Annotated in this window: 10 protein-coding genes; 6 read left to right on the forward strand and 4 right to left on the reverse strand. The window is 62.9% G+C overall.

The annotated features are described in order from the left end of the window. Complete coding sequence (locus AC0L2B_RS25265) at positions 1-1,269, reverse strand: class I SAM-dependent methyltransferase (RefSeq protein WP_473747225.1); 1,269 nt, start codon at positions 1,267-1,269, stop codon at positions 1-3. A gap of 439 nt (positions 1,270-1,708) precedes the next feature. Then, positions 1,709-3,127, reverse strand: coding sequence for a TadE/TadG family type IV pilus assembly protein (locus AC0L2B_RS25270; RefSeq protein WP_473747226.1), 1,419 nt, complete (start codon positions 3,125-3,127; stop codon positions 1,709-1,711). A gap of 829 nt (positions 3,128-3,956) precedes the next feature. On the opposite strand from AC0L2B_RS25270, the gene AC0L2B_RS25275 reads away from it, so the two are divergent. Continuing rightward, entirely contained in the window at positions 3,957-4,136 is a 180-nt protein-coding gene (locus tag AC0L2B_RS25275; RefSeq protein ID WP_473747249.1) for a YegP family protein, read from the forward strand. Positions 4,137-4,278: 142 nt separating this feature from the next. On the opposite strand, the gene AC0L2B_RS25280 is transcribed toward AC0L2B_RS25275, so the two are convergent. Next, positions 4,279-5,148, reverse strand: a complete 870-nt coding sequence (locus tag AC0L2B_RS25280; protein WP_473747227.1) for a transglutaminase-like domain-containing protein — start codon at positions 5,146-5,148, stop codon at positions 4,279-4,281. A gap of 172 nt (positions 5,149-5,320) precedes the next feature. Between AC0L2B_RS25280 and AC0L2B_RS25285 the strand changes: the two genes are divergently transcribed. Further along, entirely contained in the window at positions 5,321-5,986 is a 666-nt protein-coding gene (locus tag AC0L2B_RS25285) for an HAD-IA family hydrolase (RefSeq protein ID WP_287072129.1), read from the forward strand. A gap of 180 nt (positions 5,987-6,166) precedes the next feature. Here AC0L2B_RS25285 and AC0L2B_RS25290 read toward each other — a convergent pair whose 3' ends face one another. Next, on the reverse strand, positions 6,167-6,406 hold the full coding sequence (locus tag AC0L2B_RS25290) for a DUF1674 domain-containing protein (protein ID WP_473747228.1): 240 nt from the start codon (positions 6,404-6,406) through the stop codon (positions 6,167-6,169). A gap of 123 nt (positions 6,407-6,529) precedes the next feature. Here AC0L2B_RS25290 and htpX point away from each other — a divergent pair, with 123 nt between their 5' ends. The 4 genes from htpX (at position 6,530) to purH (ending at position 12,499) form a co-directional block, all read left to right on the forward strand. Then, positions 6,530-7,543, forward strand: a complete 1,014-nt coding sequence (gene htpX, locus AC0L2B_RS25295; RefSeq protein ID WP_473747230.1) for a zinc metalloprotease HtpX — start codon at positions 6,530-6,532, stop codon at positions 7,541-7,543. After that, positions 7,534-8,934, forward strand: a complete 1,401-nt coding sequence (locus AC0L2B_RS25300; RefSeq protein ID WP_473747231.1) for an RsmB/NOP family class I SAM-dependent RNA methyltransferase — start codon at positions 7,534-7,536, stop codon at positions 8,932-8,934. The genes htpX and AC0L2B_RS25300 overlap by 10 nt, the downstream gene beginning before the upstream one ends. Positions 8,935-9,067: 133 nt before the next feature. Then, positions 9,068-10,792: a heparinase II/III family protein gene (locus tag AC0L2B_RS25305; protein WP_473747233.1), complete on the forward strand. Its 1,725-nt coding sequence runs from the start codon at positions 9,068-9,070 to the stop codon at positions 10,790-10,792. A 90-nt stretch (positions 10,793-10,882) separates the two neighbouring features. Further along, the gene (gene purH / locus AC0L2B_RS25310; RefSeq protein WP_473747235.1) at positions 10,883-12,499 is read left to right on the forward strand and encodes a bifunctional phosphoribosylaminoimidazolecarboxamide formyltransferase/IMP cyclohydrolase; all 1,617 of its coding nucleotides are present in this window, start codon (positions 10,883-10,885) and stop codon (positions 12,497-12,499) included. The last annotated feature ends 270 nt before the right edge of the window (positions 12,500-12,769 follow it).

A 12,769-nucleotide genomic window follows, 5' to 3' on the forward strand; every position in this document is an offset into this window, starting at 1 on the left:
CTACTGATAAAGGTCCGCCCGCGTCGGCGGCAGTCCGCTCGGGCCCCGCGCGCGCTTGGTGACGACGGTCTGGAAAATCTGCGCCGAGGCGCGTTCGAAAGTGATCGAGCAGCCGGTGAGATAAAGCAGCCAGAGGCGCGCCTTGGCTTCGCCGACCTCGGCGATCGCTTCGTCGAAGCGTGCGTGGAGGCGCTCGGCCCACAGACGGCAGGTGCGGGCGTAGTGCTCGCGCAAATTCTCGACATCGTAGACAAGAAAGCCGTGCGCTTCGAGATTGCCAAGCGTCATGCCGATCGTGTCGAGTTCGCCGCCGGGAAAGATGTATTTGATCAGCGCTTTGAATTCCGGGCCCTTGCGCAAGGTCTTCTTGATGCTGCCCTTGTCGCGCCGGGTGATGGCGTGATGCAGATAGATGCCGCCCGGCTTGAGCAGGCGACGAATGGTCGAGAAATAGGCGGCGTGGTTGGCCAGCCCCAGATGCTCGAACATGCCGATCGACGAGATCTTGTCGAAGGAGCCGGACAGCTCGGCATAGGACTTTATCTCGATGGTGATGCGATCCTCCAGTCCCTCAGCACGGATGCGCTCGCGGGCGAGCTGGGTCTGGGCTTCCGACAGCGAGACGCCATGGCCGACGACGCCGTAATTTTTCGCGGCATGGATGAGCATGGCTCCCCAGCCGCAGCCGATGTCGAGCAGCCTTTCGCCGGGCTTCAGCCGGAGCTTGCGGCAGATATGATCGAGCTTGTCTTTCTGCGCCTGGTCGATGCCATTGGCGAAATCGGTGAAATAGCCGCAGCTATAGACCATGCGTTCATCGAGGAAGAGCCGGTAGAAGGCGTTCGAAATGTCGTAGTGGTGCTGGATTGCTTGCCTGTTCGACCCGCTGACGAAGGGGTTGCGCCCAGAAAGGTCGGTCCGCGCCGTCATCTGTTTTCTCGAAAACAGCACGGCCGGCAGGTCGCGCAGGACCGCGAGCTTGGGCAACGACTTGAGCTTCGCCCTGAGCTTGCCCTGCGCAGGCAGAGCGTAGAAATCGAACAGCGACCCGTCTTCCACGTCGATGGTCTTGGAAATCCACATTTCGATCAGCGTCGAGAGGTTGGGCCGCCGCATCACCTGCCAGACGATGTCCTGGTCGTTGATGGTGACCACGGGGCCGGTGGCGGGGCCGATCCGCTCGCCGTTCCACAGCTTGACCGCGAAACCCGGCTTCAACGTCTCGATAACCGTTCGAACGATCCGTGCGGCTCTCTCGGCTGCCTCCATCCCCGTTCCTCCTGCTCAGCCCCTGACGATCCGGCAGCGACATTGCCTGTCCGATCGGATAGCCGCAAGCAGTTAGCGGCAAACGCGCACCGCATTTTCACGATGGCGCCTTGCCATTTGCAGATCGACACCCCATCATGAGGGCGTGTTCAACAAATCGAAAGGAGGTGATCCGATGTCGAGTGATTTCGTTTTCCAGAACGTGGCCTCAGCGGATTGCACTTTCGGGAAGCAGTCTTCCCGTTAAGGCGCGAGATGCGCGGCTGGCGACGCCTGGAGCGCCGCGCGTCCTTTGGATGCGCAAAGGACGCTCCAGCACTTTAAGTCACGTCGCCGCCATGAGCCGCGCCATGGACGGAAACACGGAAGGCCGCCGGCTTCGCAAGAAGCGGCGGCCTTTTCCTTTGGGTGTTCGTGTATTCGCCGCCGTCGGGGAAAATCAGCGTTTGATGGCAAGCTTCTCGATATTCTTGCTGATCTCCTTGAAGGCGGTTGCCAGCTCCGTGCCGGTGGCGGCCTCGTAGTAGTGCTTCAGCGAGGACGTGTCCGCTGTAGAGCAATTCTTGAGCACGCTCTTTGCCTGATCCCGCTCGGTCGCCGTCATGGTCGGATCGTTCAGGTCGAAGCCGATCGTGAATATCTCAATCCCATCGCGCTTCATGTTGGCGCAGATGGCTTCGGCATTCTTTCGCGAGGTCTGGCCCTGACCCTGCGAGCTGGGCGCACCGGGTCCCTTGGCAAAAGCAGTGTTGAATTGGCCGTCGGTCATCAGGATGGCGATCTTGGCCACCCTTCTTTTGTCGAAATTGGCGGGGCCTGCACCCAGACCGGCATCGGCAATCGCCGAGCGCCACGACGGCGAAAGCATGTAATAGCCCCATTGCGCGGCGATACCGCCGGCCGTAACGCCATCCGCCCTGAAATCGTCGATTGTGTTGAGCAGTTTGTCTTTGTCGGCGGTCAGGGGGATGAGCTCGGCGGACGGGCAGCTGCGCATATTGTGGTCCCGATTGACTTTGGCCAGATAGGTTTTGCCGTTGTTGTCCAGGCGCGGCGTGTAAGGGCCGTCGGCCGAATAATCGGCGTAACCATCCCTGTCCTTGCGTTCAGTGGCACATTTGTCGGACGCCAATGTCAAGGACACCGAGACCGGAGCATCGATCGGGGGCGGCACCTTTGATCCATATCTCGTCTCGACGAATACCGCGCTGGCCAGACCGCCTGTGTTGACGGCTTCGGCGTAGGGAACGATGGCGATGCGTACGCGGGGATTGTTCTCGTCGCGGTTCCATTTGAGCAGGTCTTCCACAGCTCCTGAAGCCGCGTCCCGCAGGTCGCCAATTTTGTCGGTCTTCTTATACCAGCTTTCCTCCATCGATCCGGTCACGTCGAGCATCATAGCCACTTCAATCTGCCTGTCCGAATAGAGTGCTGTCGTCGATACCGTGACACGCTGGATATCGCCCATGCCGAAGATCGGAAAATAAAGGCCGACATTGACATGCACGTCCGCCTGAACCGTGTTGGCGGTCCTGTCGATGGTCAATTTGTCGAGGACGATCCGATCAGCCCGTAGCATGCCCGCTCGGCTGTTGGCATCGAAAAACGCCTGCACCGACTTGTTGGCGTCGGCCTCGTTGATGACGCCGGTGGTCAGGTCGCGTGCCGTCGAGGTCACCGCCGCATCGACCACGCCTTGCAAGCTCGACTTGGCGTTGTAGAGCTGGGAAACATTGACGGCAAAGCCAACGCCAAGCGCCAGCACCGACGCAACCATGCCGAACAGAACCGCCAAATTTCCGCTTCGATCTCGGGCAAAGCCGCCGATCGCGTGAACAAGACCCCCAAAACGCCGCATGCTCGCCTCCATTCGCCACGACTCGAGCCGTGTGAAGGCCACATTGCAGGATTCCGGCCGGACGGCGTCGTCATCGCAGCAAAAGCCGGCGGCTCATCGTCAAGCCATTGTTTTTGCTTGGTTTCGAAAAGCGGCAAGGTAAACATAAGGTAAACGACAAGCCGCTGCGGCAGTTTCGTTTACGAAGCGCTTACCATGATCCAGCCGCCTGCCGTGGAGCACAAGAGAGCCCGATCCCGATCCGGCACAGAGGGTCTGTGCCGTAGCGGATCAGCGGCGTCTGCCGTGCGATGGTCGCCGAAAGCGGGAAGAGCGGCAACCTACTGGATGCAGCGAGTTCAAGCAGGCATAAGCAAATAAACATATGTCTCTGAAGTAATAATGTCAGCAATACGGGCATGTGCTGCAGCGCGCGAAGAATCGGGTGCGTTGCAATATTTCCCTTTCTTTGAGGATCTGATATCTTGAACAGGCGCTGGAGTTCTTAGACGCCCTTGTCCAGCGCCGGGAGGAACCGACTAAGCGTCTGGAATAATTGATGAAAATTTAAAATCGTTACCCTGAGGTTAACGATCGGTTAACCTCGTCTTGACTCCTGGCGCTGTCACGCTATGCAAGAGTTGACGCCAGAATGAAGAAACCGTCGCTAAGCTGGGGAGCCGCGACGGTTTCAGAAGTTCTGGACCCGCAAAGATTGATCGTCGAGCGCGGGGCACAGGGATATTTACAATCGTGTTGAATCAAAAAAACACGCTGTGGTCAAGCTCGACGTTCGTATGCCAGCAAATGGAGAGATCCAATGGCAGCACGACCGTACCCCTCGTACTGGATGTACAGGGATAGCAAAAAGGAATGGCGCTGGACGTATGAAGCGTCCAACGCCGAAACGATCGCGGTGAGTAGCGAAGGCTACAAGAATCGCGCCGATTGCCGACGCGGCATTGACATTATGAAGGGCTCGTCTGCTAGCCCTGTCTGGATGCCGAGCGAGTTGGTCGACGCGACATAATCGGAGGTAGGAAGTCCGGCTCCGGGCCGGACTTCCGTTTCGCCGGAAGAAGTGCAGCAGTGTGGGCAAACCGCGTCGTTCGGCCAATCTGGCCACCGCAACTTCCAACCGACGGCGTGATCGTGAAAGCGGCGGTCGGATACTATGCCAGCATCTGCGCGCTGGCCGTCCTGTCGACGCTGCGATGGGGCGGGTTGAACAGATTGCTTTCCTGCTCGTAGGTCCAGACCTTGAACAGGCTGAGCCGGTGCGGGCCGAAACTGTGCAGCAGCGGCACGTCGGTCGCGTCGCGACCGCGCGCGATGACGACGCGGCCGATCCTCGGCATGTTGTGGCGGGGGTCGAACGTGTACCACTTGCCGTCGAGGAACACTTCCAGCCACGCCGAAAAATCCATCGGTGCCGGGTCGACCGGCACGCCGATGTCGCCGAGATAACCGTTCACGTAGCGGGCTGGGATGTTCATGCAGCGGCAGAGCGTGATCGCCAGATGAGCGAAGTCGCGGCAGACGCCGACGCGCTCCTCATGCGCCTGCGCCGCCGTGCGGGTCGGGCGCGCATAGCCGTAGCCGAACGACAGACGGTTGTGGACATAGTCGACGATCGCCTGCACCCGAGGCCAGCCGGATGGAACAGGCCCGAAAAGCTGCCAGGCCAGAGCGCTGAGATGATCGGTTTCGCAATAGCGACTGCCGAGCAGATAACAGAGCACCTCGTCGGGCAACTCCGCCACCGGCACTTCCCTGGCCAGCGTGTTGACCTCGTCGGTCCCGCCGCTGTCCTCGACGACGGCGTCGTAAAGAATACGAAAGCCTCCGCCAGGCGCGGTGAAGCGGCGGCAGGTGTTGCCATAAAGATCGTGATAGAGCCTGGTTGGGACGGAGGGCGAGGTCAGCACGCGCGTTTGCCGCTTGATGTCGGCCTGGCGCTGCTTGTGGATCTCGAGCAGCGAAATCACCGGGGTGGATTCAGCACAGTCGATGGCGATTTCGTAGCCGAGCCGAATCAGCATTGCGGTTCCCCTCTTGTGAGTGTCGTGGAAGGCGATTGGATTAACGCGAGATGGCCGGCCGTGGTTCCCTGGTCTGTCGAAAAAGGCGATCTCGTGCCTTCCCATGCCGCCGGTGCGACGTTACGGTCGATCGACAGGCTTTGGTTCCTTCCGAAACAACTTGGGATAGCAGATGTTCGCAGGCAGAAAATTCGCAGCCTTGCTGTTCGACATGGACGGCACGGTGGTCAATTCGATTGCCGCGGCAGAAAGGGTCTGGGCAGATTGGGCACGCCGGCAAGATCTCGACGTTGCCGCATTCCTGCCAACGATCCACGGCGTGCGGGCGATCGAGACCATCGCTCGGCTGGCGCTTCCAGGCGTCGACCCGATGCGTGAAGCCGATGCGCTTCTGCAGGCCGAGGTGGCCGATATCGACGGCATCCTTCCGATCGCCGGCGCCGCGGCGTTTCTGGCGTCGCTGCCACCCGATCGCTGGGCAATCGTCACTTCGGCGCCGCGCGAGCTGGCTCTGCTGCGCATCGCCGCCGCCGGCATCCCGCTTCCCGCCACCCTTGTCGCGGCCGAGGACGTTTCCCGCGGCAAGCCAGCGCCGGATTGCTTCCGGCTGGCTGCCGAGCGGCTGGGCGTCGACGCGCGCGACTGCCTCGTTTTCGAAGATGCGCCCGCCGGGATAGCGGCGGCCGAGGCCGCGGGAGCCACCGTCGTGGTGATCAGCGCCACGCACCAGCATCCGTTGCAAACGCCGCATGCTGCGATCGCCGGTTATGACGGGATCGGCGTCACCGTCGACGACCGCGGCTGGATTGTCCTCGGCGCGGAGCGCGCTGCTGCCTAGGGTATGTTGAGATTCAGGTCAGGCCGAGCCGGAGTCGAAGACGGGCGCGAAGCGACCAGATTAGGTGGGTTCCGAGAACCGGAACGGAGCGGACTTTCAGGTCCGTGAGAAGCGCAGGAATCCGCTGTTCGCAGGCCGGCATCACCTGAATATCGACATACCCTTAGAAATCGCTGGCCCTTAGAAATCGCTGGTCAGGCCCTTCACTTCCCAATCGCCATAGCGGCCGGGTTCCCTGCCGCCACGGCCGCCGAGTTCCCGGGGCATCGCGGCTTCCTGCTGGCGATAGTGTTCGCGCCGTGCTTCCGCTTCCGCCAAAGCGCGGCGGGCTGCCGGTGTCAGCGTCCTTTGCGGCACGTCTTGACCGGGGCCGGCGTCTGCATTGCTGGTTCCGCCCGATATATTGGCTTCGTCGATCATGCGATATTCCCGGCGATTGAAACCGGCCCCAATTGAAACAGGACCATACGTTTCCCATCATATAGCGATGAGCCGACAAGGATCGACCCTTTTTCCGAAAGGCCGGCAGAAACGGAGCAGACAATGAACACACTTCGCACCGCCATGCTTTTGGCAGCGATGACCGCGCTGTTCATGGGCGTCGGCTATCTGATCGGCGGATCGGGCGGCATGGTGATCGCCTTGCTGATTGCCGCCGCGATGAACCTGTTCAGCTATTGGAACGCCGACAAGATGGTGCTGTCGATGAACCGCGCCGTCGAGGTCGACGAAAGGAACGCCCCGGAATATTACGCCATCGTGCAGAGCCTCGCCAGACAGGCCGGCCTGCCGATGCCGAAAACCTATCTGATCGACAACCCGCAGCCCAACGCTTTCGCCACCGGCCGCAACCCCCAGAATGCCGCGGTCGCCGCCACCACCGGACTGCTGCAGCAACTGTCGCACGAGGAAGTCACGGCGGTAATGGCGCATGAGCTCGCCCATGTGCAGCACCGCGACACGCTGACCATGACAATCGTCGCCACGCTTGCCGGTGCGATCTCGATGCTCGGCAATTTCGCCTTCTTTTTCGGCGGCAATCGCGACAACAACAATTCGCTTGGCATTATCGGTGTGCTGGTGGCGATGATCGTGGCGCCCTTTGCCGCGATGATCGTGCAGATGGCGGTCAGCCGCACCCGCGAATACGAGGCCGACCGGCGCGGCGCCGAGATCTGTGGACAGCCGCTCTGGCTTGCCTCGGCCCTTGACAAGATCGCTCGCGGCGCCGAACGCATCCGCAACCCGGATGCCGAGCGCAATCCGGCAACTGCCCACCTCTTCATCATCAATCCTCTTTCCGGCGAGCGCATGGACAGCCTGTTTTCGACCCACCCGAGCACCGACAACCGCATCGCCGCCCTGCAGGCGATGGCGCAGGACATGGCCGGTGGCGCATCCGCCTCCGCGCGGCCGCAAACGCCGATGCCGCGGCAGGCAGACGAACAGCGGCCATCGGGCCCGTGGGAGAAAGCTGAGCAGCCGGCTGAACCGGCCAGGCCGAAGTCCAATCCCTGGGGCCGCAATCCGACCGGACCGAAGGGTCCGTGGTCGTGAGCGAAGCGAAACGCCGGCACCGAATTTCAGGCGATCATGAACACAGTGCAGCGAGCCCCGGCGAACCTGTTGCCGGCCTTGCCGCACGCAAGGCCGCGGCACGATTGCTGGCCGCCGTCATCGATGCGAGGACGCCGCTGGACGGGCTGACCGACCACGAGAACGGCCATCCGCAATACAAGGCGCTCGACCTGCGCGACCGGGCGCTGGTGCGCGCCATACTGGTCACCGCGCTGCGCTTCCGCATGACCATATCAGGGTTGCTGGCCCGCCGCCTGGAAAAGCCGCTGCCACCCAACGCCACCGCGCTTTCGCATATCCTGCATGTAGCAGCGGCGCAGATCCTGTTCCTCGATATTCCCGACAGCGCCGCAGTCGACCTTGCCGTGACCCACTCCAAGTCCGATCCGCGCACAGTGCGCTTCTCCGGTCTCGTCAATGGCGTGCTGCGCACGCTGGCGCGATCCAAGCAGGCCGAACTGGCTGCAGCGCTTGCCGCCACCGACGAAGCGCCGAAATGGTTTTCCGACCGGCTGAAAGCCGCCTATGGCACTGAGAAAGCCAGGCAAATCCTCGCCGCCCACAGATACGAGGCGCCGGTAGACTTCACGGTCAAGACGGATCCTGCGCTGTGGGCCGAGCGGCTCGGCGGCATCGTGCTGCCGACCGGCACTGTGCGCGTGGAGAAACTCAGCGCCTCGGTCACTGAACTGCCCGGCTTTGAAGACGGCGCCTGGTGGATCCAGGATGCCGCCGCCAGCCTTCCGGCACGGCTTTTCGGCGACGTGAGGGGTTTGCGCGTCGCCGATCTCTGCGCCGCCCCCGGCGGCAAGACCGCTCAGCTCATTCTCGGCGGCGCCACGGTCACGGCGATCGATTCCTCGAAGAACCGGTTGGCGCGGCTCTCGCAAAATCTCGAACGGCTCGGTCTGTCCGCAGAAATTGTCCAGGCCGATCTGCTCAAATACGAGCCGGAACAACTGTTCGACGCCGTCCTCCTCGACGCGCCCTGCTCCTCGACCGGCACGGTGCGGCGGCATCCCGACGTGCCGTGGACGAAGACGGCGGCCGACATCGAAAAGCTCGCCAAACTGCAACGCAGCCTGCTCGCCCGCGCCGTCAGCCTGGTCAAGCCTGGCGGGCGCATCGTCTTTTCCAACTGCTCGCTCGACCCGCTCGAAGGCGAGGCGCTTCACCGCGCCTTCCTCGCCGGGACGGCTGACATTGTCGACGATCCGCTCCGCCCGGGCGAGATCGCCGGCATTGATCCGTTCCTGACGCCGCAGGGCACGCTGCGCACCACGCCCGCAGATCTGGAGCTCGGCTCACCGGAACGGTCCGGCCTGGATGGCTTCTTCGCCGCCCGCATGCGCAGACCCGGCCAACGCTGAAAGTTTGAAGACTGTTTTAGGAAGAATCCTGCGGAAAACAGGCTGAATTCCAAGGCCTCCGTGGAATTCGCCTTCGCATAAGTTCTTGAATCACATAAGCTTGTCTTCGGATTGGGCGCTACGAGGAGGGCTTTTGGCGATCGCTGCCGGCACCACGACGCGTCTATGGACGCTTGTCGCGAAGGAGTTTTGGCGCAAGACGCGCCGGCGCCTGCGTGGCGGGCCGATCCATCGCTGGCGCTACTCCGGCCGCACACCGGAACGCGTGTTGATCGCGCCGCCGGACCTGCGCCTGGCCGACCGGCAGATCGCGCTCGAGATTTATTATGGCCGCTATCCGCTGTCGGGACATCTGGTCGAAACCGGCGGCAAGTCGCCCTTCCAGATCGCCGTGGCCAATCCCGGCTGGCAAAAGGCCCTGCACGGCTTTCGCTGGCTGCGCCATATGCGCGCCGCCGGTACCGAGCTTGCCGCCGCCAATGCCCGCGCGCTGGTCTCCGACTGGATCGCCATTCATGGCAGCAATATTTCCGGTGTCGCCTGGGAGCCCGGCACGACGGCCAAGCGCGTCATTGCCTGGCTGCAGCATTCCTCGGTGGTGCTGCAGGGTGCTGAATTTCCCTTCTACCGGGCCTTCCTGAAATCGCTGGCCATGCAGATCCGCTATCTCAGGGCGATGGCACGCGAGATGCCGGACGGCAAGGACAGGCTGCGCGCCCGCATCGCGCTTGCCTTTGCCGCTCTGTCGCTACCGGCGCCGGCGTCGGCACTGCGCGGCGCGACCCGCAACCTCGCCGAGGAACTCGACCGTCAGATTCTGCCGGATGGCGGCCATATTTCCCGCAATCCGATGGCCGTGCTTGAAATCCTCGCCGACCTTCTGCCGCTGCGCCAGACTTATGCCAATCAGGCCGAAACGCCGCCGGCGGCGCTGATGGGCGCCATCGATCGCATGCTGCCGGCGCTGCGTTTCTTTCGCCACCAGGACGGCAGCCTCGCCCGCTTCAACGGCATGGGCGCGACCATCCACAACCGCATCGCCACCATTCTGCGCCACGACGACACCGCCGGCGCGCCATTGCTGCACGCACCGCATTCGGGCTACGAGCGGCTCTCCATGGGCGGCGTCACCGTGATCGCCGATACCGGCCCGCCACCGCGCATCGATGTTTCCAACGCGGCGCACGCCGGATGCCTTTCCTTCGAGCTGTCTTCCGGCCGCCGCCACTATATCGTTAACGCCGGCGTGGACACCTATGGCGCCGCCGAATTCCGGCCGCTTGCCCGCGCCACGGCCGCCCATTCGACCACCACCATCAACGACACCTCGTCGGCGCGTTTCAGCCACTCGCTGCGCGTCAACGATCTGCTCGGCACGCCGCTGATCGGCGGCCCGCAGCATGTGCCTTGCAAGCGCACCGACCAGCAAGGCAGCCAGGGTTTTCTGGCTCGCCATGACGGCTATGTCGCGCGCTTCGGCTTGCTGCATGAGCGCGAACTGAAATTGTCGACGAACGGCAATGTGCTCGCCGGCAGGGATCGCCTTCTGCGGCCGGGCAATGCTGCGATCCGCAACAACGGCCGCGATTTCGTCACCGTGCGCTTCCACATCCATCCCGACATAGGCCTGCTCAAGGACGAGCACGACCGTCTGGTGCTGACCGCCGATGAAGCCGACACATGGGTGTTCACCTGCACCGAGGTGGCGCCCGAGGTCGAAGAATCCATTTATTTCGCCGGTCTTGGCGGCCCGCGCCGCAGCCGGCAGATCGTGCTGGCCTTCAAGGCGTCAGTGATTTCCGAAGTCCATTGGCAACTGACACGGACGGCCATCGCCGGTCATCCGGCAAAAAGCTGAGACTGCGGTAGCCCTGCAGTTTGATTTCCAGGCCTCATGTGCTACGGCGCGCGGACACTGTCCCAACCAGCCGTGAAAGGCCGCCAGCCCATGGCCGTCGCCGCCAAGAACATTCCCGCGCCCGACCTCGTTCCTGTCCGTCGCGCGCTGCTTTCCGTTTTCGACAAGACCGGCCTCATCGATTTCGCCAGGGCGCTGGCCGCTGCCGGCGTCGAGCTGGTCTCCACCGGCGGCACGGCAAAGGCGATCGCCGAGGCAGGCTTGGCTGTACGCGACGTCTCCGAACTCACCGGCTTTCCCGAGATCATGGACGGCCGCGTCAAGACCCTGCATCCGTCCGTGCATGGCGCGTTGCTCGGCGTGCGCGACGATCCCGAACACGCCGCGGCGATGCGCGATCATGGCATCGAGCCAATCGATCTCGTCGTCTCCAATCTCTACCCTTTCGAGGATGTCCGCCGCTCCGGCGCCGCTTACGCCTCGATCGTCGAGAACATCGACATAGGCGGCCCGGCGATGATCCGCGCCGCCGCCAAAAACCACGCCTATGTCGCCATCGTCACCGATCCCGAGGACTATGCCTCGTTGCTCAACGCGCTGGAGATGAATTTCGGCTCGCTCTCGCTGGATTTCCGCAAGAAGCTGGCGGCCAAGGCCTTCGCCCGCACCGCGACCTATGATGCGGCGATTTCCGGCTGGTTCGCCGAAGCGCTGGAGATCGAGCATCCCACCTGGCGCGCCTTCGGCGGCAGGCTCGACCAGGTGATGCGCTACGGCGAGAACCCGCACCAGAGCGCCGGCTTCTACGTCGATGGCGACAAGCGACCGGGCGTCGCGACGGCGCGCCAGCTTCAGGGCAAGCAGCTTTCCTACAACAACATCAACGACACCGACGCCGCCTTCGAACTGGTCGGCGAGTTCGATCCGGCGCGCTCCGCCACCGTCGCCATCATCAAGCACGCCAACCCATGCGGCGTCGCCGAGGGCGCTTCGCTGAAGGCGGCCTATGCCAAAGCGCTTGCCTGCGATCCGGTGTCGGCCTTTGGCGGCATTGTCGCGATGAACCGCACCCTCGATGCCGAGGCAGCCGAAGAGATCGTCAAAACCTTCACCGAGGTCATCATCGCGCCGGGCGCCTCGGACGAAGCAATCCGCATCGTCGCCGCCAAGAAGAATCTGCGCTTGCTGGTCACCGGCGGCTTGCCCGATCCGCGCACGGCCGGCTCCACTGTGAAATCCGTTTCCGGCGGGTTTCTCGTCCAGGGCCGCGACAATGCGGTGGTCGACGACCTCGACTTGAAAGTGGTGACCCGGCGGGCGCCGACAACGGCCGAAATGGCCGATCTCAAATTCGCTTTCCGCGTCGCAAAGCACGTCAAGTCGAACGCCATCGTCTATGTCAGGGACGGTGCCACCGTCGGCATCGGCGCCGGCCAGATGAGCCGGGTCGATTCCTCGCGCATCGCCGCGCGCAAGGCGCTCGACGCGGCCGAGGCAGCCGACCTGGCCGAGCCGCTGACCAAGAATTCTGTCGTCGCCTCGGATGCCTTTTTCCCGTTCGCCGACGGGCTGCTGTCGGCGATCGAAGCCGGCGCCACCGCCGTCATCCAGCCGGGCGGCTCGATGCGCGACGACGATGTCATCGCCGCCGCCGATGCCCACGGCATCGCCATGGTGTTTACCGGCGTCAGGCATTTCAGGCATTAGGATTAGGCGCCTCTTGCCTTCTCCCCTTGTGGGAGAAGGTGGCCGAGCGAAGCTCGGTCGGATGAGGGGTGCTGGACGGAGCGCTACGATGATGGCGTAAGCGATTCAAATCCTTGATGTTTTCAGGTTGAGTTCCTTCCAGCACCCCTCATCCGTCTCGGCGCACGCGCCGATCCACCTTCTCCCAGAAGGGTGTTTGGACCGGAGACATCGCGAACAGGTGTGCGAGGACATCGCGAACAGTTTTGCGCATTGTGCGCGAGGGGGTTC

The organism is Mesorhizobium sp. WSM4815 (assembly GCF_055811575.1).

Coding starts and splice junctions, on each gene's coding strand:
- AC0L2B_RS25285 (WP_287072129.1), top strand. CDS start 5,321: ATGTTCGCAGGCAGAAAATTCGCAGCCTTGCTGTTCGACATGGACGGC.
- AC0L2B_RS25290 (WP_473747228.1), bottom strand. CDS start 6,406: ATGATCGACGAAGCCAATATATCGGGCGGAACCAGCAATGCAGACGCC.
- AC0L2B_RS25275 (WP_473747249.1), top strand. CDS start 3,957: ATGTACAGGGATAGCAAAAAGGAATGGCGCTGGACGTATGAAGCGTCC.
- AC0L2B_RS25265 (WP_473747225.1), bottom strand. CDS start 1,269: ATGGAGGCAGCCGAGAGAGCCGCACGGATCGTTCGAACGGTTATCGAG.
- htpX (WP_473747230.1), top strand. CDS start 6,530: ATGAACACACTTCGCACCGCCATGCTTTTGGCAGCGATGACCGCGCTG.
- purH (WP_473747235.1), top strand. CDS start 10,883: ATGGCCGTCGCCGCCAAGAACATTCCCGCGCCCGACCTCGTTCCTGTC.
- AC0L2B_RS25270 (WP_473747226.1), bottom strand. CDS start 3,127: ATGCGGCGTTTTGGGGGTCTTGTTCACGCGATCGGCGGCTTTGCCCGA.
- AC0L2B_RS25280 (WP_473747227.1), bottom strand. CDS start 5,148: ATGCTGATTCGGCTCGGCTACGAAATCGCCATCGACTGTGCTGAATCC.